A 23,922-nucleotide genomic window follows, 5' to 3' on the forward strand; every position below is an offset into this window, starting at 1 on the left:
CGCGGTAACCGTGAGGGTCAGCGCAATTCCTCGGGGCACGGCGTGCCGCGCGGGAAGATCTTGTACGGTGCGGCCAGCCGGTACACCCCCGGCTTCGGCGCGAGCAGCTCCGTCCACTCGTCGCCCTCCCTGTCCTCCTCCGCCTTCAGCAGGCAACCGTGGAGATTGACGAAGGACTTGGGGGCGTCGTCCGCGCGCTGCCGGGACGCCTCGGTCTCCTCCGGCGGCTCCACCTTCTTGCCCTCCTCGTCGAGGAGGGCCAGCCAGGGCGAGTACGGCACCCGGATCAGCACCCGCCCCGCCGTGCCGACGCGGATGGTCACCTCGCCGGCGCCCGCGCGGACCACCGTCGCCGGCGGGTCGGCCAGTGGTGTGGGGTCCTGCACGGCGAACAGCCGCCAGTTGGCGTCGGACCACACCGGGCGGAGGTACGGCTGGCCGTCCTTGACCAGTTCCGCCTCCTGCTCGGCACCGGTGTCCGGATCGCCCTTGGGCAGGACGACGTAGTGGACGGCCCACCGGTGCAGCCAGTCGCGGTAGGTGGCGGAGTTGAGCGTGTCGTCGTAGAAGACCGGGTTGCGCTCCATGTCCGCCTGGCGGTTCCAGCCCCGGGCGAGGTTGATGTACGGGGTCAGCGCCGACGCCTCCCGGTGGCTGCGCGCCGGGACCACCTCCACCCGCGCCTTCTCCGCCCCGAGCTGCTGGAGCTGGTTGATCAGCGGCGCGGCCTCCCGGGCCCACGACGCGTCCGGGGCGGTGCGGATGATGTCGTCGGCACTCTTGAAGCCGATCCACACGTTCAGGACGGTGAAGGCGAGGACGAGGGCGTACCACTTGCGCGTACGGCGAGCGGTGTACGGCAGGGCGGCCAGCAGCACGACCCCCGCGAACAGCATCGGCAGCCGGGAGACGTTCGACCCGATCTGTGAGTCGATCAGCCAGGTGAGGAGCGTCCCGAGCGCGTACACCGCCGCACCGGTGCGGACCGTGCGCCAGTCCTCCGGTACGAGGACGAGGACGAGGACCCCGAAGGCGAACGGCAGCATCGTCGACCCGAAGGACATCGGCTGCGTGCCGGAGAAGGGGAACAGCCACGACGACAGGGCCACCACGACGACCGGCGCGAGACCGAGCGCGTACGCGCCGGGGCGCCGCTTGTTGAGGAACAGCGCCGCCGCGGCGACCCCCAGGAACAGCCCGGCCACCGGACTCGCGGCGGTCGCCAGCCCCGCGAGCGGCGCCGCGACGGCGGCCTTGGCCCACCGCTTGGTGCGCCACCGGTGGGGCCAGCAGAAGACGGCGGCCACCGCGCCCAGCGCGAACATCATGCCGAGGCCGAAGGTGACGCGGCCGGACAGCGCGTTGCACAGGAACGCGAACACCCCGGCGAGCGAGCACGCCAGTGGGTTGCGGACGGCCCGTACGCGGACCAGGATCAGCGCGGTCAGCGCCGCCGACACCGTACCGGCGATCATCATCGTCGTTCGCACGCCGAGCAGCGACATCAGGTACGGGGACACCACGCTGTACGACACCGGGTGCATCCCGCCGTACCAGGCGAGGTTGTACGCCGAGTCCGGGTGCCGGCCCACGAACTCGGCCCACGCGTCCTGCGCGGCGAGGTCGCCGCCGCTGTTCGCGAAGACGAAGAACCAGACGATGTGGGTGAGCGCGGCGAGCGCGGTCGCGACCGTGACCGGGTGGCGCAGGTACGCCGCGCGGGACGCGGCCCGGGGCACGGGAGCGGCTGCGGAGGCGGATGCGGTGTGGGCGAGGGGGGCGTCCGAGGGGTCCGGTGCGGTGGGAGCCGTGAGGGCCGCCGGGCACGCGCCCGCGCCCGGAGTGTCGTCGGGCGCTGAGGCCGGTGGCCTTATTCGCGCCCGGGAATTGGCGGCGCCTTCCGCGCGGGCCGGCTCAGCGCTGGTCGGCTCAGTGGTGGTCACTGCGGCTCTCTGCTCTCTGCGTCGTCCCCCACGCCCTTGCTACGTGCTGTCTGCGAAGACGTCGCCCCGGCGCCATCCGTTGCCTGGACGTGTCCGGACGCTAACACGGGGGCGCCCCGGAAATCCGGGGCGCCCAGGGAGGTTTCAGCCGAGACGGGTCAGTTTGGCGCCGAGGCCCGGTTCGGCCATGGCGGTCTTCAGCGCCACCGGCACCCGGACCTGGCTGGCGCCCTCGCCCACGGTCAGGACTCCGACCTGCGTGCCGACGGGCCCCGAGTGGGGCAGCGCGCGGCCGCCGTTGCCCAGCTCCAGCTTGACGGTCAGGCCGGACCAGCCGACGACGTTCACGTCCTTGGTGGCGACCACCGGGGTCCTGCCGCCCAGACCGTCGTCGACGTGGCCGACCACGTCGCCCTTCTTGACGACCGTGTGGTTCCGCAGCAGCTCCTGGGTGGCGAGCATCGCCTCCTTGCTGGCGGCGATCGCGCTGCCCAGGATGGGCGTCTTGTACTGGGCCAGGACCGCGCCCACGATCAGCTGATCGGTGTCACCGACCTGCTTGTGGGCGGCGAAGAGCAGGTTGCCGCCCGCCTTGGTGGTGCTGCCGGTCTTGATGCCGAGCGCCCCGTCGTACGGGACGAGGTCGTTGTAGTTGCGCCACTTCTTGCCCGACGGGTCGGTCCACCTGGGCATCTTGGTGATCTCCAGCAGCGCGGGGATCTCCACCAGCTTCTCGCCGAGCTTCACCTGGTCCTCGGCGGAGCTGACGGTGGTGTGGTTCAGGCCCGACGGGTCGGTGTACGTGGTGTTCTTCATCCCCAGTTCCTTGGCGGTGTCGTTCATCTTCTTGACGAACGCCTCCTCGGAACCGGCGTCCCAGCGCGCCAGCAGCCGGGCGATGTTGTTGGCGGAGGGGATCATGATGGCGGCGAGCGCGTCGTACTCGGAGATCTTGTCGCCGGCCTTCACGGTGTTGAGGGTCGACTCGTTCTGCGCGTCGTAGCCGCCCTCCTTCTCCGCCAGGGCGTCGACCTCGATCATCTCGCCCTTGGACCCCTTCTTCAGGGGGTGCTCCTTGAGGATCACGTAGGCCGTCATGGCCTTCGCCACGGAGCCGATCGGCACGGGCTTCTGCTCGCCGAACGAATCGACGTGGCCGAGGCCCGTCGCCGACATGTAGCCCTGGCCCTCGTTCGGCCACGGCAGGGACGGCTCGCCCCCCTCGAAGGTGAAGGACGGCTTCGCCGTCATCGCCAGGGCGGGCGCGGGAAGCGGTCGCACGAACTGCACGATCGCAAAGATGACCACCAGCAGAAGGACCAGCGGCGTCCAGATCTTGATACGCCTGACCACCGTACGGACCGGGGTCTCCGGCGGGGGCGGGGTGTTGGTCAGCTCGGCCAGCATGTCGAGCGGCGGCCGTGGGGGCAGCGGCTGCTGCTTGGTCCGCTCGGGCTCGGTGAGGGAGGCGGGCGTGCTCGCCTCGGCGGGCGCGGCGGGTGTGGCGGGAGCGGCCGACGTGGCGGAAGCCGGAGCGGCGGGAGCCGGGGCGGCGGGCTTCTTCTGGGCGGGGCGCACGTCGTCCCCGCGCAGCGGTACGAACTTGCTCGTCCGCTCGGCGGGGGACTCCGGGGCGGGCGCCGGGGCCGGGGCCGCCTTGGGCGTGATGGCCTTCAGCGCGGTCGTCGGCTGGTCCACGGGAGCCGTCCGCTGGACCGCCCGGAACACGGCGGTGGGCTGGTCGACGGGCGGCTGCTCGTCCTTGGCGGACGCGCCCTCGGCCTCGCCGGCCGGCTCGTCGGCGGTACGGGCGGGCTCGTCGTCCTCGGCGGCGAGCTCGGGGGCGTCGTCGGCCTCACCGGACGGCTCGACGCTCCCGGCGACGGCGTCCTCGGCAGCGGCACGGGCGGGCTCGCGGGGCGCGTCGGCGCTCTCCGCAGCCGGCTCGTCGGCGTTGCGGGCGGGCGGCTCGGGCTCCCCGGCAGCCGGGCCGGCGCTTCCCTCGGCCGGCGAGTCGACCTCGTCGTCCTCGGCGGCGTCCTCGGCGTCTGCGGCGACCTCGGCCGCCTCCGCGGGCTCCCCCGCGCCCCTGGACGGCGCCTCGGAGACCGCGGGGTCGTTTCCCTCCCGCTCGTCCGACGTGTTGACCCATGCCGCCACGGCGTCCCGCAGGCGGGCGTCCCCGTCGCCGTCGGCGTCCTTCCGTACCGCCTTGAACACCGCTGTCGGCTGGTCGACCGAGCGCTCCGCGTCCCCGTCCGGCGACCCGTTGTCACCGAGTACGGCAAGCCTCGGATCGCGCTTGTCCGAAGCCGTCTCCCCCGGCGACTTCTGCTGCTCCGACTTGTCGGGGGACTCGCCCGCCACCGTGCCTCCTTCAATCAACGCGTTGCCCGAACCATGTACCAGTGTCCTGTCTGAGCGCTTGGCTCGGGTGCAAGACGAGAACGACATACCTACTGGTTCCCGTACGAAGCACCCAGGCGCCCTCGACAGACCAATGTGAGAGGGGTCACCCTGTCATTCATCCACGCGGGGAGGCATGGATGGGCAGGAGCCGCAGAACACTTCCGGAGGAGCTTCTGCTGCTCGCTCTGGACCCGGCCACGGGTACCACAGCGCAGCCGCAGTCGCTCGACCTCGGCCTGGCCGGAGCACAGCTAGTGGAGCTGGCTCTGGCAGGACGGATAGCCCCTGACGGGGATCGTATCGCCGTGGTGATGCCACGGCCGACCGGAGATCCGACACTGGACTCCGCGCTCGAGCTGCTGCGCAGGCGTGGCAGTCCGGTGCGGGCCGTCCACTGGATCGGCGGGCCCCGGCTGGGGCTGCGCCAGACGTATCTCTCGCATCTGGAACGGTGCGGCATGGTGCATGCCGTCGAGGGCCAGATGTGCGGGGTGCTGCCGACGACGCGCTATCAGGCGACGGAGACGGCGATCAGCCGGGAGATCAGGGCCCGGCTGGACAGTGCGATCCGCACCGGCGTACCGCCGGACCCGCGGACCGCGGCGCTCGCCGCGCTGGCCCACGCGGTCGGTCTCGGCAAGCACCTCTACCCCGGCAACGAGGGGCGCTCGTCGCGCTCCCGGCTCCGGGACCTGATCAGGCACGACCCGATGGGCGGACTCGTGGCGCACGCCGTGATGGACGTCCAGAACGGCGTGGGCGCACAGCCACGCCGGAACTCCGGCCCCGGAGGCGGTGGCCGCCCGGCCACGGCCGTACCGATGGCCCGCGCCGTGGCGCACTGAGCGGCGCACAGGAACGGGAGAGAACACCACCGGGCACAGCCGAAGCGAGCACCAGGCGCACACCCCCACGACCCGTTCCGGGAGCCGCATGAGCGCGCGGGGCAGCCACAACGGCCGCCCCGCGCACTCGCGCGTGCCCGTACGTGCGTACACACAGGGGCTCGTGTGGCCATTTTCCAGCGCGCAAAGCCCATTGGTGGCAGTCTGCTGAGCAGTAGATACGTAGAGCTACGCCAGCTACCGCAGCCAAGCAGCCGGAGGTGCAGTTTCCCGTGGCGTCCAACGTCAACCCCACCGTCAGGCGACGCAGATTGGGCCAGGAGCTGCGCCGGCTGCGTGAGCTCAAGGGCATGACGGCGGAGGAGGTGGCGGAGCGTCTGCTCGTCTCGCAGTCGAAGATCAGCCGCCTCGAGAACGGCCGCCGCTCGATCAGCCAGCGCGATGTCCGCGACCTGTGCGGGGTGTACGAGGTCGAGGACCACCGTATCGTCGATTCGCTGATGCAGATGGCGAAGGACTCGCGCCAGCAGGGCTGGTGGCACGCTTTCGGTGACATCCCGTACAGCGTCTACATCGGCCTGGAGACGGACGCGGCCTCGCTGCGGGTGTACGAGCCCCAGGTCGTACCGGGGCTGTTGCAGACCCGGCGGTACGCCGAGGCGCTGATCACCGGCGCCCTGCCGGAGTCGTCGCCGGCCGACATCGAGAAGCGCGTCAACGTCCGCGCGCGCCGCCAGGAGCGCATCAAGGACGAGGAGACGCCGCTGCGCCTGTGGGCGGTGATCGACGAGTCGGCGCTGCGCCGGGTGGTCGGCGACCGGCAGCTGATGATCGAGCAACTGGAGCATCTGGTCGACCAGTCGCAGCTTCCGCACGTCACCGTGCAGGTGCTGCCGTTCGACATGGGCGCGCACCCGGGCATCAGCGGCCATTACGCGATCCTGGAGTTCCCGGACGCCTCAGACTCCTCGGTGGTCTACATCGAGGGGGTGACCAGTGATCTGTATCTGGAGAAGGCGAACGACGTGCAGCGGTACAGCGTGATGTACGAGCACCTGCGCGCCCAGGCGCTGAACGTGGAGCAGACGCGGCAGTTCATCGGCGAGGTCATCAAGGACTACACGGACGCGACGCGCTGACCTGTGGGGCCACAAGGCCGCGAGGGACGTCACATCAGACTTTGTAGTGATGCGTCCGAATTTGCCGGTTCGCGCATGAATTACGGGGATTCGCCCGGCCCGCCGGGGAAGAAGCCGGTACGGTACACCCCGACCGGCTTCCAGTGGAAGACCCGCACGGAATATGCCATCCAGTCGAGTGAACGCCCGTCCCGCGCACAGATCCCGACGAGTAGCGTCGATCACGCCAGCCTGCAGGCCAGGTCGGTGCGAGTCACTGCTGTCACTGTCGAGAACCGGAGCGGAGAAGATGGCAATCATTCAGGGCGCCACGGACACCTGGACCAAGTCCTCGTATTCCGGCGGGAACGGCGCATGCGTCGAAGTCAAGTCCCCTGTCGTCGCGTCGATCGCGGTACGGGACTCGAAGGCCCCCGCCGGTCCGTCGATCACTTTCGTCCCCGAGTCGTGGAACGCGTTCGTGCGTGAAGTGAGCACGGGAGCTCTCTGAGCTTCTCGGCTCCGAGCCCGCCGGCTCCGAGCCCGTCGACGCGTCACCGATGAGCCCTCTCGACTGGTCCGCCGTCCCGGCCGAGGGGGCTCGGTCATGCGCTAACGCACTTGGTCCACGTACCGGTCCGTCCCCGGCACCGTCGGGATGAAGGGCGCGACCAGTTCGACCCTGCCCCACTCCCCCGCCTCCCGGCCGAGGTCCGTGAAGTGCTCCTCCCAGCAGGAGCGGGGGTCCTCTTCCAGGAACCAGAGGAGCGTGAGTCGGGTGTCGACGGCCTCCACCTGCTTGACGTAGGTCATGCGGTCACCCGGCAGCGGTGTGGGGCGGAAGACGGTGACCATGGCGGCCGGGGTGCCGGTGAGGCGGCGTGGCAGGTGGCGGGAGCGGAGCCACTCCAGCAGTTCCGCCCGCTGCCCGGGCTCTTCGGTGTCGACGACCTGCAGGATCAGGCCCGCGTAGGGGTGGTCGAGTGCGTGGTGGTCGCGCGGGCCGGCCGCGCCGTCGCGGTAGACCGTGGCCGCGTGGTCCTGGAACGCGGTGAAGACGTGGCGGCGGTCCCGGTACACGCGGCCGTCGCGGTTGAGACGCCTGTTGATGGCCACCGTCCACTTCATGTGGTCGTCGTAACGGCCCTCGGTGATCCAGTAGGTGGAGAGGTAGCACCCGGCGGTGACGGGCTGGGCGACCGCCGACTTCTCCGGCCGGCGCAGTAGTTGCAGGTCACGGGTGGCGACCCAGCGGCGTCCGGCGTAGATCCAGGGCATGGCCATCGCGCCCGCGTAGTAGTGGTCGTCCTCGTACCAGCGGTTGTAGGCGTATTCGTGGCCGGGGTGCGGTTCGACCATGGTGATCAGGGCGTGGCCGGGGCGCACGCCGTACGGGCCGACGGCCGCGAGCCGTGCGTACTCCTCGCTCCGCGTGTCATTGTCGTCGTCGCTCATGCGGCCTACTCTGACGGTGCGTCAGATAGCTCGTCCAGAGCCCGGGAGGCACCGGATGCTGTTGCGCGACAAGACCGTGATCGTGTCCGGCGTCGGTCCGGGCCTGGGCCACCAGGTCGCCGCGGCCGTCGTGCGGGACGGGGGCAACGTGGTGCTGGGTGCGCGCACGGAGGCGAACCTCGTGTCGTGCACCGAGCGGATCGACCCCGAGGGGCGGCGCAGCGCGCGGCTCGCCACGGACATCACCGACGAGGGCCGGTGCGAGGCCCTGGCGGCGCTGGCGGTCGCGCGGTTCGGCGGGATCGACGCGGTCGTCCACGTGGCGGCGTACGACAGCCACTTCGGCGGGCTGGAGGACGCCGACTTCGAAGCCTGGCGGGACGTGCTGGACGTCAACCTGCTGGGGACGCTTCGGATGACCCGCGCCTGCCTGCCGGCGCTGAGGAAGCGCGGCGGCGCGGTGGTCCTCATCGGCACGCAGTCGGCGGTGGCCGCCCCGTCCCAGGTGCGGCAGGCGGCGTACGCGGCGTCCAAGGGCGCGCTGACGTCGGCGATGTACTCGCTGGCGCGCGAGCTGGGCCCGTACCGGATCCGGGTGAACACGGTGCTGCCCGGCTGGATGTGGGGGCCTCCGGTCCAGGCGTACGTGCGGTTCACCGCCGAGTCCGAGGGCGTGCCGGAGGGCGAGGTGCTGGGCCGGCTGGCCGGGCGGATGGCGTTGCCCGAGCTGGCCACGGACGGGGATGTGGCCGAGGCCGCGGTGTTCCTCGCATCCGACCGGGCGCGGGCGATCACGGGCCAGTCGCTGCTGGTCAACGCGGGCGAACTGATGAGGTAGAGCGCCGCCACTACGGACGCCCGGGTGTCAGCCCCTCGGGTAACGGGCCAGCCAGCCCGGCGCGGAGACCGCCGGGCCGTGCAGGGCCGGGCCCTGTGTCATCTCCATGGCGAAGTCGTCCGCCAGCTCGAGCACCGTGGGCCGCCCTTCCAGTTCGGCCAGCCAGGCCGGTGGCAGGGCGGTCTCGCCGTGCAGGGCGCCCAGCAGCGCACCGGTGAGCGAGCCCGTGACCTCCGACGGGCCGTCATGGTTGACGGCGAGCCGCAGCCCGTGCCGGACGTCCTCGCCGACGAGCGCGCAATAGACCGCGATCGCCAGGGCGTCTTCCGCGTGCTCGCCGTCGGTGTCACCGAGCGAGGCGATCCTGGCCGGGCTCGGAATGCCCTGCCGTACCGCGCCGAGGGCGTGCTTCAGCGCCTCGCTGACCGGCTCGTGCCCGGGGCGCGGCGCCAGTTGCGCCAGCGCCCGCTGCACGGAGCCGTCGACGCTCTCGCCACGGGCCAGACCGTGCACGACCACGGCGAAGGCGCCCGCCGACAGGTAGGCGGAGGGGTGACCGTGGGTCTGGACGGCGCACTCGACGGCGAGCTGGCACACGAGCTGCGGCTCCCAGCCGACGAGCAGCCCGTACGGCGCGGACCGCACCAGGGCGCCGCCGTCACGGGCGGCGGGGTTCTTGGGCTTGTCCAGGGTGCCGAGCGTCTCGTCGCCCAGCCCCGTGACGTTGGCGTGCGCGGGGTCCCGACGGGCGTACAGCCACTCCTCGCAGGCCAGCCAGCCGTTGTCCTTGCGGCGCTCGTCGGGGCCCCAGTCGCGCTGGGTGGCGGCCCACCGCAGATGCGCCCGGTGCACGTCGGTGGGCGGATGCCAGGCGCCGGTGTCGCGGCGCACCTGGGCGCGTATCAGACCGTCGACGGTGAACAGCGTGAGCTGGGTGGCGGACGTGACGGCACCGCGCCGCCCGTACGCCGGTGCCAGGTCGGCGAGCCCGTCCGGCCCGTGTGCCGCCCGGATCGCCTCGACCGACAGACCGGACACGCCCGCCCCGAGGGCGTCCCCGATGGCGGCACCGAGGAGGCAGCCCCGTACCCGGGCGCGGAAGTCCTGCTGCTCGGCGCGGCCCCAGACCGCCGCGGCTGCTGCGCTCACCTCGCGTCCCTCCCGTCGCCCGTCACCCGTCGCCCTTCGATGCCACTGTCGGCGCGCAGCACTGTAATCGAAGGGAACCGGCCACCTGGGGCCCGGAGTGTTATGGGTACGGACGCCCCAGAGGTACGGATCTGGGCGTACGCCGCGCCTTCGGGCCTCATGTCCCGTCACCCCCGCGGCCCCGGACCCGGGGCCCGGCACGCGGGGCCCGGGACGCCCGGGGCCGGGTCAGTCCGTCAGCACCGGCAGCAGTTCCGGCAGGTGCCCGTCCGAGGCCGCCGCCGCCCGTCGGCGTTCCTGCGGGACCTCGCCGTACAGCGTCGTGCGGGGGCGGGCCGGGCGGCCGGCCGCGTCGGCGATGGCGACGAGGTCGCGGACCGACTTGTACGAGCCGTAGGAGGAGCCCGCCATCCGGCTGATGGTCTCCTCCATGAGCGTGCCACCGAGGTCGTTCGCGCCGGAGCGGAGCATGTCGGCGGCGCCTTCGGTGCCGAGTTTGACCCAGCTCGTCTGGATGTTGGGGATGTGCGGGTGGAGCAGCACACGGGCCATGGCGGTGACGGCACGGTTGTCGCGGGTGGTGGGGCCGGGACGGGCGATGCCGGCGAGGTAGACGGGGGCGTTGGTGTGGATGAAGGGGAGGGTGACGAACTCGGTGAAGCCGCCGGTCTCCTGCTGGATGCGGGAGAGCGTGCGGAAGTGGCCCAGCCAGTGGCGGGGCTGGTCGACGTGGCCGTACATCATCGTCGAGGAGGAACGGAGACCCAGCTCGTGGGCGGTCTTCACCACCTCGATCCAGGTCGCCGTCGGCAGCTTGCCCTTGGTGAGGACCCAGCGCACCTCGTCGTCGAGGATCTCGGCGGCCGTGCCCGGGATGGAGTCCAGACCGGCTTCCTTGGCGGCCGTCAGCCATTCGCGGATCGACATGCCGGTGCGCGTCGCGCCGTTGACGACCTCCATCGGCGAGAAGGCGTGGACGTGCATGCCGGGGATGCGGTCCTTCACGGCCCGGGCGATGTCGAAGTACGCCGTGCCCGGCAGGTCCGGGTGGATGCCGCCCTGCATGCACACCTCGACCGCGCCGACGTCCCAGGCCTGCTGGGCGCGGTCGGCGACCTGGTCGAGCGACAGGGTGTACGCGTCGGCGTCCGTACGGCGCTGGGCGAAGGCGCAGAAACGGCAGCCGGTGTAACAGACGTTGGTGAAGTTGATGTTGCGGGTGACGATGTACGTGACGTCGTCGCCGACCGTGTCACGGCGGATGTCGTCGGCGATCCGGCACAGCGCGTCCAGGGCCGGGCCGTCGGCGTGCAGCAGGGCCAGGGCCTGGTCGTCGGTGAGCCGGGTCGGGTCGTCGGCGGCGACGCCGAGGGCTTCGCGCACGTCGGTGTCGATGCGCTGCGCCACCATGCCGGGCGCGGCGGCCTCCCGGAGGGCCTCCCAGTCGCCGTAGACGTCGTCGAAGTCGTCGCGTCGGTCGGAGGTACGCCCCGTGGTGTCGATGGTGCGGTGCAGGTCGGTGCGGCCGGCGGCGGTGAAGCCCCCGTCGGGCTCCTGCCACGGCAGGCCGCGCACCTCCGCGTCGGGGTCGGCGAGGCCGGTGGCCGGGTCGGCGAGGGCGCGGACGTGCGGCAGCAGGCGGGGGTCGAGCCAGGGCTCGCCGCGCGTGACGAACTCGGGGTAGACGCAGAGACGTTCCCGCAGCTCGAAGCCCTCGGCGGCCGACTTCTCGGCGAGGGTGTCGATCTGTGGCCAGGGCCGCTCGGGGTTGACGTGGTCGATGGTGACCGGCGACACCCCGCCCCAGTCGTCGACGCCCGCGCCGATGAGCCGTCCGTACTCGCCGTCGACCAGGTTCGGCGGGGCCTGCAGGCAGGCCGAGGGGCCCATGATGTGCCGGGCGACGGCGACGGTGGCGACCAGGTCGTCCAGCTCGGCGTCCGGCATGCCCCGCATCGCCGTGTCCGGCTTGGCGCGGAAGTTCTGGATGATCAGCTCCTGGATGCCGTGGTACGCCCGCGCCACCCGGCGCAGCGCGAACAACGACTCCGCCCGCTCCTCGTACGTCTCGCCGATCCCGATGAGCAGCCCACTGGTGAAGGGCACCGAGGAGCGGCCCGCGTCCTCCAGCACCCGCAGCCGCACGGCCGGTTCCTTGTCGGGCGAGCCGTGGTGCGGGCCGCCCGGCTCGGACCACAGCCGGGTCGCCGTGGTCTCCAGCATCATGCCCATCGAGGGCGCCACCGGCTTGAGCCGCTGGAAGTCCGTCCACGACAGCACGCCGGGGTTCAGGTGCGGCAGCAGCCCGGTCTCCTCCAGGATGCGGATCGCCATCGCCCGTACGTACGCGATGGTGTCGTCGTACCCGTGCGCGTCCAGCCAGTCCCGCGCCTCGGGCCAGCGGTCCTCGGGCTTGTCGCCGAGGGTGATCAGGGCTTCCTTGCAGCCCAGTTCGGCGCCCCGCCGCGCGATGTCCAGCACCTCGTCGGGCGACATGAACATCCCCTGCCCGGCGCGCCTCAGCTTGCCGGGCACGGTCGCGAAGGTGCAGTAGTGGCACTTGTCGCGGCACAGCCGGGTGAGCGGGACGAACACGCTCTTCGAGTACGTGATGACCCCGGCCCGCCCCGCCGCCGCCAGCCCGGCGTCCCGCACCCGCGCGGCGGACGCGGCCAGGTCGTCCAGGTCCGCGCCCCGCGCGCGGAGCAGGACGGCGGCCTCGGTGACGTCCAGCGCCACACCCTCCCTGGCCCGCTTCAGGGCACGTCGCATGGCATTGGCGGTGGGTCGTCCGGGCTGGTCGTCGGTCATGGACCCGAGCATACGAGTGCGGGGTCCCTACACGTACCGGGCGTACTCGTCGAGCTTCCGCAGCACCTCCGTCTCGCCGGACGGCGGGAGTTGGACGACGGTCTCCGTGATGCCGAGGTCGGCGAAGTGCGCGAGCTTCCCCTCCGACGGGTGGACGGCGTAGGGGACGACGTGGAGGGCCTCCGGGTCGCGGCCCGCCCTCTCCCACGTCTCGCGCAGTACCGGGAGCTTCTCGGTGAGGCCCCGGCCGCCGATGGGGAGCCAGCCGTCGGCGTACTCGGCGATGTGGGCGAAGAGCGTGGGTCCGGCCGCGCCGCCGATCAGGGTGCGGGGAGCACCGCCGGCCGGCTTCGGGAAGGCGCAGGAGGCGCGCACGGACGCGGTCCCGCCCTTGTACGCGGTGGGTTCGGCGGCCCACAGGGCGCGCATCAGGGCCATCCGGTCGCGGGTGCGTTCACGGCGGGTGCGCCAGTCGACGCCGTGGTCCTCCGCCTCCTCACGGTTCCAGCCGTAGCCGATGCCCAGGGTGAGGCGGCCGCCGGAGAGGTGGTCGAGGGTGGCGACCTGCTTGGCCAGGTCGATCGGGTCGTGCTGGGCGACGAGCGTGATACCGGTGCCCAGACCGAGCCGGTCGGTGACGGCCGCCGCCTGGCCGAGCGCCACGAAGGGGTCGAGGGTGCGGCCGTACTCGGGCGGCAGGTCGCCGCCCGCCGGGTAGGGGCTGGTGCGTTCGACGGGGATGTGGGTGTGCTCCGGCAGGTACAGGCCCGCGAAGCCGCGCTGTTCGAGCTCACGCGCGAGCCGTACCGGAGTGATGGTCTGGTCCGTGAGGAAAATCGTCGTCGCGATGCGCATGACGGCCCAACGTATGGCGTGTGGCGGCGAAATCCGAGACGGTCGCCCCGGGTTGGCGGGAAATTCACCGGCCGCGAGGAGGGTGGCACCCATGATGGGCAGACGAGGATTCGTGACGGGCGCGGCGGGGGTCTTCGCCGCGCGGGGCGTGAGCTTCGCCCCCGGCGAGACCGAGCAGGTACTGCGCGGCACCCTGCCGCCCGGTTCGCCGGACTACGTGTACGTGCCGGTCGAGGTGCCGCGCGGGGTGCGGGAGATCCGGGTGTCGTACGCCTACGAGCGGCCCGCCGTGCCGCCGGGGACGCAGGGCAACGCCCTGGACATCGGCGTCTTCGACGAGCGCGGCACCGAGCTGGGCGGGCGTGGCTTCCGGGGCTGGTCGGGCGGCGCGCGCACCGAGTTCTTCCTCCGCGCCGACGACGCCACTCCCGGTTACCTCCCGGGGCCGGTCCGCGCGGGCACCTGGCACATCGCGCTCGGCCCGTACACCGTCGCGCCCGAGGGCCTGGCGTACACGGTGACGGTCCGCCTCGTGTACGGGCCGTCCGGCCGCACGCCGAGGCCCGTGTACCCGCCGGAGCGGGCCGCGGGGCGGGGCCGGGCCTGGTACCGGGGCGACTGCCACCTGCACTCGGTGTACTCGGACGGCAGGCGCACCCCCGCCGAGATCGCGGCCGCCGCGCGGGCCGCCGGGCTGGACTTCATCAACTCGTCCGAGCACAACACGCACGCCGCCCACCGGGCGTGGGACGGGCTGTGGGGCGACGACCTGCTGATCCTCACCGGCGAGGAGGTCACCACCCGCAACGGTCACGTCGTCGCGCTCGGCACCGACCCCGGTACGTTCGTCGACTGGCGCTACCGGGCGCGGGAGAACCGCTTCGGCAGGTTCGCCCGCGAGATCCGGCGCGCCGGCGGGCTGGTCGTCCCGGCCCATCCCCACGCCACGTGCGTCGGCTGCAACTGGAAGTTCGGCTTCGCCGACGCGGACGTGGTGGAGGTGTGGAACGGTCCGTACACCCCGGACGACGAGGTCACGCTGGCCGACTGGGACAGCCGGCTGGTCGCCCGGGGCCGCTGGATTCCCGCGATGGGCAGCAGTGACGCGCACCGCGAGCCGCAGACGGTCGTCCTCGCCGACGACCTGACCCGTGAGGCGATCCTGGCCGGGCTGCGCGCGGGGCGGTCGTACGTCGCCGAGTCGGCCGCCGTGAGCCTCGCCTTCTCCGCGGCGGGCGGCCGCGGCGCCCACGCGGGCATCGGCGAGCGGCTCCCCGTCCCGTCCGACGCCCCGGTCACGGTGCGCCTGGACGTGACGGGCGCGCCCGGCTGCACGGCCCGCTTCGTCACGGACCAGGGCGTCCTGCACACGGCCGCCCTGCCCGCCTCCGGCACGGGCACGGTCGAGTGGACGACGACACCCGCGTACGCCGCGTACGTCCGCGCGGAGGTACGCCACCCGGCGACGCTCCCGCCTCTGCCGGGGGCGCTGGCGGCGTTCACGAACCCGGTGTTCCTGGGGGACGCCCCGTAGGCTCGTCCCCATGAGCAGCGCGAGCCCCGGCCCCCAGTCCGTCGACCGTGCGCTGGAGATCCTCGACCTCGTGGCCGACGCGGCCGGGCCGGTCGGGGCGAAGGCGCTGGCCCGGAATCTGGGGTGTTCCCTGTCGACCGTGTACCACCTGCTCGGGCCGCTGGTCGCGCGCGGGCACCTGGTCAGGGCGGAGGGCGGCGGGTACGCGCCGGGGCCGCGGGTGGCGGCGCTGCACCGGGCGTTCCAGCGGCACGTGGGGGCCGGGCCCGGGGTGGGCGAGGTGCTGGCACGGTTGCGGCGGGACAGCGGGGCGGAGGCGTACTTCACGGCGTACCGGGACGGGCGGATCACGGTCGTGGACAGCACGGCGCCCGTCGCGGACACGGCGCACCCCTTCGTACCGGGGCCCGAGGTTCGGGCGCATGCCACCGCGCACGGCAAGGCGCTGCTGGCGGAGGTGTCGCGGGGCGCGCGGCGGCGGTACCTGGCCGAGCACGGGATGGCCCGGTTCACCGACCGGACGATCACCGGGGCGGACCGGTTCGAGGCGGAGCTGGCGCGGGTCCGGGGGCGGGGGTTCGCGGTGTCGGTGGGGGAGGCGGACCCGGCGTACACCTGTCTGGCGATGGTCCTCCCCGGTGACGGCGAGGTGCGGCACGCGTTGTCGGTGTCCCTGCCCACGGGACGGTTCCGCCACCGGCACGGGCAGGTGCGGGCGGCCCTCGCCTGCTCCGTACGGGCGTTTTCCGGCGGTGCCGGAATCGCGGGCGGGTGAGCTGGACCGCGGGCCGGGCGGGGAGCACCGTAACGGCATGATCTTCATCGCCGTAAGGTTCACCGTCCGTCCCGAGTACAGCGACCAGTGGCTGACACTGGTCGACGACTTCACCCGCGCCACTCGCGCCGAGCCGGGCAACCTGTTCTACGACTGGTCGCGCGACGTCGAGGACCCGAACCGGTTCGTCCTGCTGGAGGCGTTCGCGGACGCGGAGGCGGGCGCCGCGCACGTCGGGTCGGACCACTTCAGGGCCGGGATGGAGGCGATGGCCGGTGCCGTCGCCGCCACACCGGAGATCATCAACGTCGACCTGCCGGGCCGCGGCGGCTGGGACGCCATGGCGGAGCTGAGCCCTCGCCCCTGACGGCTCAGTCGTTGACCGCGGTGAGCAGGACCGCGGTGTCCGTCACGGCCGTCACGCCGTGCCGCTCGGGCGGCAGCAGGTACAGGGAGCCCATGGTCAGCTCCACGTCGCCGGACTGGGCCGTCACCTTGACCACGCCCCGCAGCACTTGCAGGGAGGCGGCGGGCGGCGTGTTGTGCTCGTCGAGCGAGGTGCCGGCGGTGAGGGCGATGACGCTCTGCCGCAGTGGCGGGTCCCGGAGGATCAGGTTCGCGCTGCGGCCGTGCTCGTCGGCGTGGGCGGCGACGAGGTGTTCCTCTGCGATCGCGTTGAGGTCATACATACCGTCCACCTTGCCCCGCGGCCGGATCCTACGCATACGGAAGGGCGGGCACCGTGCCGTCCCACGGTGCCCGCCCTTCCGGCTCAGGTGTGCGCGTGCGCGTGCGGGGACGTCAGTCCGCGACGACCAGCGACGGCGTCTCCTTCTTCAGCACCTCGCCCCGGAAGAACGCGGGGCTGCGGATCTGCATGACCAGCATGATCACGACGCCCAGGAGCAGCAGGCCGACGCCGATCACGAACACCGAGCCCATGCCGAGGACGGAGGAGCCGGAGCCGTAGGCCGGGTCCCACATGTCGTACAGGGTCTTGGCGAAGACGGCGGTGAGCATGAGGCCGCCGAGTGCCGGCAGGACACCCTTGAACAGCGCGTCCTTGGCGGAGTGCGTCAGCTCCTTGCGGAAGAACCAGACGCAGGCGAAGGCGGTCAGCGCGTAGTAGAAGCAGATCATCAGGCCGAGCGCGTAGATGGTGTCGACCAGGACGTTCTCGCTGACCAGAGTCATCACCGTGTAGAAGACACCGGTGCCGACACCCGCGACGACCGTGGCGAGACCCGGCGTCTTGAACGTGGGGTGGACCTTGGTGAAGGCGTGCGGCAGGGCTTCGTACGTCGACATCGCGAGGACCGTGCGGGCGACCGGGATGAAGGTGGTCTGGAGGCTCGCGGTGGCGGAGGCGAAGACGGCGACGAAGAGCGTGACACCGAGGACGCCGCCCATGACCGGCCCGGCGAGGGCGGCGAAGACGTTGTCGGAGGTGTCGGGGTTGGCGAGGCCGAGGCCCTGGTCGCCGGAGCCGACGACCATCTGGGCGGCGATGCCGGTGGCCAGGTAGGAGCCGATCAGCACCACCATGGTGATGAGCGCGGCACGGCCGGGCGTCTTGGCGCTTCCGGTGGTCTCCTCGTTGGTCGCCATACAGGCGTCCCAGCCCCAGTAGATGAAGATCGCCAGGGACAGGCCCGCGGTGAAGGCGGAGAACGACTCGACGGCGAAGGGGTTCAGCCAGGACCAGGCGAAGTCCGTGCCGGTGGTGAATTCCGCGCTGCCGACCTTGGAGAAGGCCATGGCCACGAAGACCGCGAGGACGACGAGCTGGAGGCCGACGAGCGTGTACTGGACGCTCTTGGTGGCGGTCATGCCGCGGTAGCTGATGGCGGTCGCGATGGCGATGAGCACCAGGGTGGTGAGGATGTGGACGCCCTTGTTGTCGTCCAGTGCGGCGATGTCCGGGTTGCCGCCGATCTCACCGGCCAGGAGCCAGAAGTAGGAGGTCGCGACACCCGCCAGGTTGGACAGGACGATGATCGTCGCGATGACGAGGCCCCAGCCGCACATCCAGCCGACCTTGGGGCCGAACGCCTTGACCGTCCAGGTGAAGGAGGTACCGCAGTCGGGCATCGCCCGGTTCAGCTCGCGGTACGCGAACGCCACCAGGAGCATGGGCAGGAAGCCGGCCAGGAAGACGGCCGGCATCTGGAGCCCGACCTCGCCGGCCGTGGAGCCCAGCGTGGAGGTCAGGCAGTAAACGGGGGCGACAGTCGAGATGCCGATCACGGCACTGCCTACCAGCCCGACGGAGTTCCCGCCGAGCCCCTTGGTTCGTACGTCACCGGTGCCACCCGACATGGTGACGCCCCTTACCGTGTCTCCGGCCTGGGGCCGTGCTTCCACCTGAGTCATGCAGAGGACGTTAGGTGCTGCGGTTTCCACATCCGGAAGAAGGCACTCCGCGATCTTTGCCTTTCATTGCGGGGTACAAAGCCGCCTCCGACCAAAGAATGAAAGATGCCCTCCGACCCACTCCGACCGATTGGTAGGTGAAAACCGCACCGTTCGATATGCGGGAACCGCAGCGACGCCCGTTTTGCCCGTTTCCAAATTTTCCCGCGCCGTTTTCACCCGGGCCAGACGAGCGCCTGCAGCTCGCTGTACGCGTGCAGCGCGTAGGAACCGACATCCCGGCCCACACCGCTCTTCTTGAAGCCTCCGAACGGCGCCTCCATGTTGCGTCCGATCGTGTTCACTCCGACACCTCCGGCCCGCAACCGGCCCGCGACCCGGAACGCCCGGGCCACATCGCCGGACCAGACGTAGTCGATCAGCCCGTAGTCGCTGTCGTTGGCCAGCGCGACGCCCTCCTCCTCGTCCTCGAACGGCACGACCACGACGACCGGCCCGAAGATCTCCTCCCGGACGACCCGCATGTCGTTGGCGCAGTCCACCAGCAGGGCCGGGGCGACGTAGAAGCCCTTGTCGTACGAGGGCGGCGACCCCCGCCGGATGACCCGGGCCCCCTCCTCGCGCCCCAGCTCGACGTACGCCTCCACCCGGTCACGGTGCGCGGCCGAGATCACCGGCCCGACGACCGTCCCCGGGGCGGCCGGATCCCCCACCTCCATGCGGCCCAGGTAGCCGGTCAGCCCCTCCACCAGCCGCTCGTACACCCCCCGCTGCGCGAGGACCCGCGTCGGAGCCGTACAGATCTGACCGCTGTAGAAGGAGAACGTGGTGCCGATGCCCCGCACGGCCGCGTCCAGGTCGGCGTCGTCGAACACCAGCGCCGCGCCCTTGCCGCCCAGCTCCATGAGCTGCCGCTTCACCTCCCGCCCGCACACCTCGCCGATGCGCCGCCCCACGGCCGTCGAACCCGTGAAGCTGACCATGTCGACGTCCGGGGCGTCGACGGCCGCCTCCCCCACCTCCGCACCCGAGCCCGTGACCACGTTGACCACCCCCGGCGGCACCCCGGCCTCCTCCAGCGCCCGGGCCATCGCGTACACCGACAGCGGATCCTGCGGCGCCGGCTTCACCACCACCGTGTTGCCCGCCGCCAGCGCCGGGGCGATCTTGCCGGCCGGGTTGGCCCAGGGGTTGTTGTACGAGGTGATGCACGTGACCACGCCGACCGGGCGGCGCACCGCGACCGCCCCGAGGACCGCGGCCGGACCCATCGGGCCCGCCCCGTTGATCTGCGGAGGCAGGGGCTGCTCCACCGGTTCGAGGGCGCCCCTGGCGTACCGGCGGAAGCGGGCGACGGCGACCGCGACCTGCATGGCGCGCGCCGTGCCGGTCGTCGCGCCGCTCTCGGCCCGCGCCAGACGTACGTGCGCCTCCGCGTCACGCGCGATGACCTCCGCGGCCCGGTCCAGGATCGCGGCCCGCTCCTCCGGCCTCGTCCTCGACCAGCCACCGAAGGCCTCCTTCGCCGCCGCGGCCGCTTCGTACACCTGCCGCGGGCTCGCCTCCGGGGCGAGGCCGACGACCTCCTCCGTGGCCGGGTCGACCACCTCGTAGTGCCCGCGCTCGGGCTCGACCCATTCGCCCCCTGTGAAGAGCCTCACCTCGTCGGCACCGTCCTCGTGTCCCGCCCCGACCGCAGCACCCTTCCCGGCACCGCACCCGTGACCCGGTCCTCCCGCACGGTCTCCACACCGTTGACCCGCACCGAGACCATCCCGGCCGCCCGCGAGTCCAGCCGGGGGCTGTCGCCCGGCAGGTCGTGCACCAGCGACGCCGGTCCGGCGTCGATCCGCTCCGGATCGAACAGCACCAGATCCGCCGTGTACCCCTCGGCCACCCGCCCCCGCCCACGCAGTCCGAACAGCCGGGCCGGGTCGTCGCTCAGCATCTTCACCGCCCGCTCCAGCCCCACCAGCTTCCGCCCCCGCAGGCAGTCGCCGATGAACCTCGTCGTGTACGGTGCCCCGCACATCCGGTCCAGGTGGGCGCCCGCGTCCGAACCGCCGAGCAGGACGTCCTCGTGCTCCCAGGTCTCGCGCCGCAGCGCCCACGACGCCGGATCGTTGTCGGGCGGCATGGGCCACAGCACCGTGCGCAGCCGGTCGCGCGCGCATATCTCGACGATGCACTCGAACGGGTCCTGCCCCCGCTCCCGCGCGATCTCCCCGACGACCCTCCCGGTCAGCCCCTCGTTGTCCGGGCTGTACGTGTCGCCGACGACGTACCGCCCGAAGTCGGCGAGGCGCCGGAAGACACCGGCCTCCTTGGAGTCGGCGCGCCGCAGCATCTCCGCCCGCACGGCGGGGTCCCCGAGCCTGACGATCCGCTCGGCCACGGGCAGCCCCAGCACCTCCCCCCAGCCGGGAATCAGGTTCAGCGCGCAGAACGTCCCCAGCGACATGTTCATCGGCGTCAGGATCGGCATCGTCAGCGCCACGATCCGCCCGCCCGCCTTCCGCGCCCGCTCGCTCGCGAGCAGCTGCCGGGGCACCCGCTCGGGAACGGCCGCGTCGATGGTGAGGACGTTCCAGTTGAGCGGCCGCCCCGCGGCGACGCTCATCTCCACCAGCAGGTCGATCTCCGCGTCCGCGAACTGATCCAGGCACCCCGCCACGATCGCCTCGATCTGCGTCCCCTCGTGCTCGCCCACCGCCCCGCACAGCGCCAGCAGTTCCTCGGGCCCGGCGTGCCGTGACGCCACGGGGTTCCCGTCCCCGTCCGAATGCGTGGACGACTGGGTGGTGGACAGCCCCCAGGCCCCCGCCTCCATCGCCTCCCGCAACAGCCGCACCATCTCCCGAAGCTGCCCCTGGGTCGGCCGGCCCCCGATGGCGTCCGCGCCCATCACGTACCGCCGCAGGGCGCAGTGCCCCACCATGAACCCGGCGTTCACGGCGATACGCCCCTCCAGGGCGTCCAGGTACTCGCCGAAGCCGTGCCAGCTCCAGTCGACGCCCTCCTCCAGCGCCCTGAGCGCCATCCCCTCGACCTTGGACATCATGCGCCGGGTGTAGTCGGCGTCCTCGGCCCGCAGCGGCGCCAGCGTGAACCCGCAGTTCCCGCCCACCACCGTGGTGACCCCGTGGCTCATCGACGGTGTGGCGTACGGGTCCCAGAACAGCTGGGCGTCGTAGTGCGTGTGCGGGTCGACGAACCCCGGCGCGAGGACCAGCCCGGTGGCGTCCTCGCTGCTCCTGGCCGCCGCGGTGACGCCGCCCGGCTCGGCGACGACCGCGATGCGCCCGTCCCGTACCCCGACGTCGGCCCTGCGCGCGGGGGCGCCGGTGCCGTCGACGAGGTCGGCGCCCTTGATCAGATGGTCGAGCATGACGTCCTCTTCTCGCTGCGTCGCGGTGTGCGCCCCGGGCCGGGTCGCCGTGACCGGCCGCGGCCACGGTGCCCCCGCCCGGGGCGATACGGAGCCGGCGGCCCGGGATGCCACCGCCCCGCGTCTGTCGGGACCCGCCGGCCGGTTCTGGCGGTACGCCCTGCCGGCCGTTCGTGGGCATTCGTTCCGCACGGCGGAACGGGTGGGCACAAACGGTCCGCGGACGGACCCGTTGCGCCCTGGGGCGGTGCCTGTCCGGTGGGTGGGGGCGGGGCCTCCGGGCTCACCTCCTCGAGGCCGGCGGCCTTCGGTCTCCGCGGTTCGGAGCCCACCCGTGGCCGTCAACCTCTGCGGGGGCGACCCTGCACGGCCCCACCCCGGCCGTCTGCCGGGTGCGGACGGGGAGGGGCGGGCCGGGTCGGCCGGCTAGGCGGCGGACGAAGCCTGGCGGAAGCGTGTCGTGCGGTGCACCGGGTCCGTGTCGATCCTGGGGATCACGTGCTCCCCGATCAGCCGGATCGTCGTCATCGTGTCCTCGTACGACACCCCGATCGGCAGCCCGAACGACAGCTGGTCCGCCCCCGCCTGCTCCCACCGCTTGCACTGCCGCAGCACCTCGTCCGGGTCACCGCAGATCATCAGCTCCTCCGCGATGAGCAGCTCGATGATCTCCTCGGTGTACTCCGGCAGCAGCTCGGGCCATTCCGGTATCCCCTCCGGCCGCGGGAACGTGTCGTGGTACCGGAACAGCAGCGACTGGAGGTAGTTCAGCCCGCCGCCCACCGCGACCTCGACCGCCTTCGCGTGGGTCTCGGCGCAGATCGCCGTGGACGTCACCATCACGTTGTCGTTCACGAACGCCCCGACCGGTTCGGCGTTCCCGACCGCCGTCTTGTACGACTCGACCGCCCATTCCATGTCGGCGACCTTCTGCACGCTGAAGCCGAGGACGCCCAGCCCCTTGCTGCCCGCCATGGCGTACGAGGACGGCGACCCGGCCGCGTACCACATGGCCGGGTGCGCGGCCCCGTACGGCTTGGGCAGGACCTTCCTCGGCGGCAGGGACCAGTGCTTGCCCTGGAACCCGACGTACTCGTCCTGGAGCCACATCTTGGGGAACTCGGCGATCGTCTCTTCCCAGATCTCCTTGGTGTGGTTCATGTCGGTGATGCCCGGCATGAACCCGAGGATCTCGTGCGACCCGGCTCCTCGCCCGGACCCGAACTCGAAGCGTCCGCCCGACAGGTGGTCGAGCATGGCGACCTTCTCGGCAACCTTGACCGGGTGGTTCACCGGGGCGAGCGGGTTGAAGATGCCGGACCCCAGGTGGATCCGCTCGGTCGCGTGCGCCAGGTACCCCAGGTACACGTCGTTGGCGGACAGGTGCGAGTACTCCTCCAGGAAGTGGTGCTCGGAGGCCCAGGCGTATTTGAACCCGGATCTGTCCGCCTGGATGACGTACTCCGTCTCCTCCATCAGCGCCTTGTGCTCCGCCTCCGGGTCGGCCTGGGCCCGCTGGGCCGGCACGTATCCCTGTACAAAGAGCCCGAATTCCAAGGGGTCCACCATCCCTCTGCAGCCGACGCGTATCTGACGGACCGTCAGTTCATGACAGTCGACTGTTCCACCCCGCACCGGACCCGTCAACGCTTTGACTGACACTCCGTCAGAAAACGTTGACCCCTGCCAGCCACCCCCCGTCGATGACGAACGGCTGCCCCGTGATGTACGCCGAATCGGCGCTGGTCAGGAAGAGGGCCAGCGCCGCCACCTCCTCCGGCCGCCCGACCCGTCCCAGCGGCACGAGCTTGCGGTACAGCTCGTCGAGCGCGGCGGGATCGGTCCCCTCGGGACGGGTCATCGGGGTGTCCACGGCCCCCGGGCACACGGCGTTGACCCGGATGCCCTTCCCCGCCAGCTCCACCGCCGCGACCCGGGTCAGTCCGAGGACGGCGTGCTTGGTGGCGGCGTAGGCGCCCACGTACGCCATACCGGTCAGGGCGGTGTACGAGGCGGTGTTGACGATGGTGCCGCCACCGGCGGCCTCGATCTCCGGCGCCAGGGTCCGTATCCCGAGGAAGCACCCCACCTGATTGACCCGCACGACCTCCTGGAACTCCTCCAGCGGCGTGGACACGAGCTCGTTGAAGCGCAGTACACCCGCGTTGTTGACGAGTCCGTCGATCGTGCCGAAGGCGCCCTTCCCCGCCTCGACGGCGGCGCCCCAGTCCTCCTCCCGCCCCACGTCCAGGTGGACGTAGAGCGCCCGCCCCTCCCCCAGCTCCTTGGCGAGCGCGCTGCCCGGCTCGTCGAGCACGTCCCCGAGGACGACCCGGGCCCCCTCCTCCACGAAGAGCCGGGCCTCCTGTTCCCCCTGCCCGCGCGCCGCGCCCGTGATGAGCACGACCCGACCGTCCAGCTTCCCCATA

Annotated in this window: 19 protein-coding genes; 7 read left to right on the forward strand and 12 right to left on the reverse strand. The window is 72.0% G+C overall.

Annotated elements, in window-relative coordinates; all coding sequences use genetic code 11:
* Positions 1-17: 17 nt before the first annotated feature.
* Both ACZ6C1_RS22050 and ACZ6C1_RS22055 read right to left on the reverse strand, forming a co-directional pair.
* Complete coding sequence (locus tag ACZ6C1_RS22050; protein ID WP_469242885.1) at positions 18-1,943, reverse strand: MFS transporter; 1,926 nt, start codon at positions 1,941-1,943, stop codon at positions 18-20.
* A 144-nt stretch (positions 1,944-2,087) separates the two neighbouring features.
* Positions 2,088-4,310, reverse strand: coding sequence for a D-alanyl-D-alanine carboxypeptidase (locus ACZ6C1_RS22055; protein ID WP_469242886.1), 2,223 nt, complete (start codon positions 4,308-4,310; stop codon positions 2,088-2,090).
* Positions 4,311-4,489: 179 nt separating this feature from the next.
* Here ACZ6C1_RS22055 and ACZ6C1_RS22060 point away from each other — a divergent pair, with 179 nt between their 5' ends.
* From ACZ6C1_RS22060 to ACZ6C1_RS22070, 3 genes are all read left to right on the forward strand, one after another.
* A complete protein-coding gene (locus ACZ6C1_RS22060; RefSeq protein WP_469242887.1) occupies positions 4,490-5,197 on the forward strand; it encodes a GOLPH3/VPS74 family protein in 708 nt (235 codons plus the stop codon).
* A 272-nt stretch (positions 5,198-5,469) separates the two neighbouring features.
* Positions 5,470-6,336, forward strand: coding sequence for a helix-turn-helix domain-containing protein (locus ACZ6C1_RS22065; RefSeq protein WP_469242888.1), 867 nt, complete (start codon positions 5,470-5,472; stop codon positions 6,334-6,336).
* A 289-nt stretch (positions 6,337-6,625) separates the two neighbouring features.
* Positions 6,626-6,826 (forward strand): DUF397 domain-containing protein, encoded by a 201-nt coding sequence (locus ACZ6C1_RS22070; RefSeq protein ID WP_351811595.1) that lies wholly within the window; start codon positions 6,626-6,628, stop codon positions 6,824-6,826.
* A 101-nt stretch (positions 6,827-6,927) separates the two neighbouring features.
* Here the strand turns inward: ACZ6C1_RS22070 and ACZ6C1_RS22075 are convergent, their stop codons facing one another.
* The gene (locus ACZ6C1_RS22075; RefSeq protein ID WP_469242889.1) at positions 6,928-7,770 is read right to left on the reverse strand and encodes a hypothetical protein; all 843 of its coding nucleotides are present in this window, start codon (positions 7,768-7,770) and stop codon (positions 6,928-6,930) included.
* A gap of 55 nt (positions 7,771-7,825) precedes the next feature.
* On the opposite strand from ACZ6C1_RS22075, the gene ACZ6C1_RS22080 reads away from it, so the two are divergent.
* Positions 7,826-8,608: an SDR family oxidoreductase gene (locus ACZ6C1_RS22080; protein ID WP_469242890.1), complete on the forward strand. Its 783-nt coding sequence runs from the start codon at positions 7,826-7,828 to the stop codon at positions 8,606-8,608.
* A 27-nt stretch (positions 8,609-8,635) separates the two neighbouring features.
* On the opposite strand, the gene ACZ6C1_RS22085 is transcribed toward ACZ6C1_RS22080, so the two are convergent.
* The 3 genes from ACZ6C1_RS22085 to ACZ6C1_RS22095 all read right to left on the reverse strand — a co-directional run bounded on the left by ACZ6C1_RS22085 (position 8,636) and on the right by ACZ6C1_RS22095 (position 13,423).
* The gene (locus ACZ6C1_RS22085) at positions 8,636-9,757 is read right to left on the reverse strand and encodes an ADP-ribosylglycohydrolase family protein (protein WP_469242891.1); all 1,122 of its coding nucleotides are present in this window, start codon (positions 9,755-9,757) and stop codon (positions 8,636-8,638) included.
* A gap of 228 nt (positions 9,758-9,985) precedes the next feature.
* Entirely contained in the window at positions 9,986-12,568 is a 2,583-nt protein-coding gene (locus ACZ6C1_RS22090) for a bifunctional FO biosynthesis protein CofGH (RefSeq protein WP_469242892.1), read from the reverse strand.
* A 27-nt stretch (positions 12,569-12,595) separates the two neighbouring features.
* The gene (locus ACZ6C1_RS22095; RefSeq protein ID WP_469242893.1) at positions 12,596-13,423 is read right to left on the reverse strand and encodes a TIGR03619 family F420-dependent LLM class oxidoreductase; all 828 of its coding nucleotides are present in this window, start codon (positions 13,421-13,423) and stop codon (positions 12,596-12,598) included.
* 91 nt (positions 13,424-13,514) lie between these two features.
* Here ACZ6C1_RS22095 and ACZ6C1_RS22100 point away from each other — a divergent pair, with 91 nt between their 5' ends.
* Genes ACZ6C1_RS22100 through ACZ6C1_RS22110 form a run of 3 tightly spaced genes read left to right on the forward strand, consistent with a single transcriptional unit; the run spans position 13,515 to position 16,099 of the window.
* On the forward strand, positions 13,515-14,957 hold the full coding sequence (locus ACZ6C1_RS22100) for a CehA/McbA family metallohydrolase (protein WP_469242894.1): 1,443 nt from the start codon (positions 13,515-13,517) through the stop codon (positions 14,955-14,957).
* 10 nt (positions 14,958-14,967) lie between these two features.
* Positions 14,968-15,732, forward strand: coding sequence for an IclR family transcriptional regulator (locus ACZ6C1_RS22105; RefSeq protein WP_469242895.1), 765 nt, complete (start codon positions 14,968-14,970; stop codon positions 15,730-15,732).
* Positions 15,733-15,769: 37 nt separating this feature from the next.
* Entirely contained in the window at positions 15,770-16,099 is a 330-nt protein-coding gene (locus tag ACZ6C1_RS22110) for a putative quinol monooxygenase (RefSeq protein WP_469242896.1), read from the forward strand.
* Positions 16,100-16,103: 4 nt separating this feature from the next.
* Here the strand turns inward: ACZ6C1_RS22110 and ACZ6C1_RS22115 are convergent, their stop codons facing one another.
* The 6 genes from ACZ6C1_RS22115 to ACZ6C1_RS22140 form a co-directional block, all read right to left on the reverse strand.
* A complete protein-coding gene (locus tag ACZ6C1_RS22115; RefSeq protein ID WP_469242897.1) occupies positions 16,104-16,421 on the reverse strand; it encodes a cupin domain-containing protein in 318 nt (105 codons plus the stop codon).
* Positions 16,422-16,533: 112 nt separating this feature from the next.
* Positions 16,534-18,105 (reverse strand): APC family permease, encoded by a 1,572-nt coding sequence (locus ACZ6C1_RS22120; RefSeq protein WP_469242898.1) that lies wholly within the window; start codon positions 18,103-18,105, stop codon positions 16,534-16,536.
* A 215-nt stretch (positions 18,106-18,320) separates the two neighbouring features.
* Positions 18,321-19,766 carry an aldehyde dehydrogenase family protein gene (locus ACZ6C1_RS22125; protein WP_469242899.1) on the reverse strand — a complete coding sequence of 482 codons (1,446 nt, stop codon included), beginning with the start codon at positions 19,764-19,766 and terminating at the stop codon, positions 18,321-18,323.
* Complete coding sequence (locus ACZ6C1_RS22130) at positions 19,763-21,493, reverse strand: N-acyl-D-amino-acid deacylase family protein (protein ID WP_469242900.1); 1,731 nt, start codon at positions 21,491-21,493, stop codon at positions 19,763-19,765. Before ACZ6C1_RS22130 ends, ACZ6C1_RS22125 begins: the two co-directional genes overlap by 4 nt.
* 426 nt (positions 21,494-21,919) lie before the next feature.
* A complete protein-coding gene (locus ACZ6C1_RS22135; RefSeq protein ID WP_469242901.1) occupies positions 21,920-23,050 on the reverse strand; it encodes an LLM class flavin-dependent oxidoreductase in 1,131 nt (376 codons plus the stop codon).
* A 109-nt stretch (positions 23,051-23,159) separates the two neighbouring features.
* On the reverse strand, positions 23,160-23,921 hold the full coding sequence (locus ACZ6C1_RS22140) for an SDR family NAD(P)-dependent oxidoreductase (RefSeq protein WP_469242902.1): 762 nt from the start codon (positions 23,919-23,921) through the stop codon (positions 23,160-23,162).
* Position 23,922: the final 1 nt, after the last annotated feature.

The organism is Streptomyces sp. NPDC041796 (genome assembly GCF_055590785.1).

Bases quoted from the DNA above. Each gene is read 5' to 3' on its own strand.
- ACZ6C1_RS22060 (WP_469242887.1), top strand. From the start codon at position 4,490: ATGGGCAGGAGCCGCAGAACACTTCCGGAGGAGCTTCTGCTGCTCGCT.
- ACZ6C1_RS22070 (WP_351811595.1), top strand. From the start codon at position 6,626: ATGGCAATCATTCAGGGCGCCACGGACACCTGGACCAAGTCCTCGTAT.
- ACZ6C1_RS22075 (WP_469242889.1), bottom strand. From the start codon at position 7,770: ATGAGCGACGACGACAATGACACGCGGAGCGAGGAGTACGCACGGCTC.
- ACZ6C1_RS22080 (WP_469242890.1), top strand. From the start codon at position 7,826: ATGCTGTTGCGCGACAAGACCGTGATCGTGTCCGGCGTCGGTCCGGGC.
- ACZ6C1_RS22090 (WP_469242892.1), bottom strand. From the start codon at position 12,568: ATGACCGACGACCAGCCCGGACGACCCACCGCCAATGCCATGCGACGT.
- ACZ6C1_RS22095 (WP_469242893.1), bottom strand. From the start codon at position 13,423: ATGCGCATCGCGACGACGATTTTCCTCACGGACCAGACCATCACTCCG.
- ACZ6C1_RS22100 (WP_469242894.1), top strand. From the start codon at position 13,515: ATGATGGGCAGACGAGGATTCGTGACGGGCGCGGCGGGGGTCTTCGCC.
- ACZ6C1_RS22105 (WP_469242895.1), top strand. From the start codon at position 14,968: ATGAGCAGCGCGAGCCCCGGCCCCCAGTCCGTCGACCGTGCGCTGGAG.
- ACZ6C1_RS22110 (WP_469242896.1), top strand. From the start codon at position 15,770: ATGATCTTCATCGCCGTAAGGTTCACCGTCCGTCCCGAGTACAGCGAC.
- ACZ6C1_RS22115 (WP_469242897.1), bottom strand. From the start codon at position 16,421: ATGTATGACCTCAACGCGATCGCAGAGGAACACCTCGTCGCCGCCCAC.
- ACZ6C1_RS22120 (WP_469242898.1), bottom strand. From the start codon at position 18,105: ATGACTCAGGTGGAAGCACGGCCCCAGGCCGGAGACACGGTAAGGGGC.
- ACZ6C1_RS22130 (WP_469242900.1), bottom strand. From the start codon at position 21,493: ATGCTCGACCATCTGATCAAGGGCGCCGACCTCGTCGACGGCACCGGC.
- ACZ6C1_RS22140 (WP_469242902.1), bottom strand. From the start codon at position 23,921: ATGGGGAAGCTGGACGGTCGGGTCGTGCTCATCACGGGCGCGGCGCGC.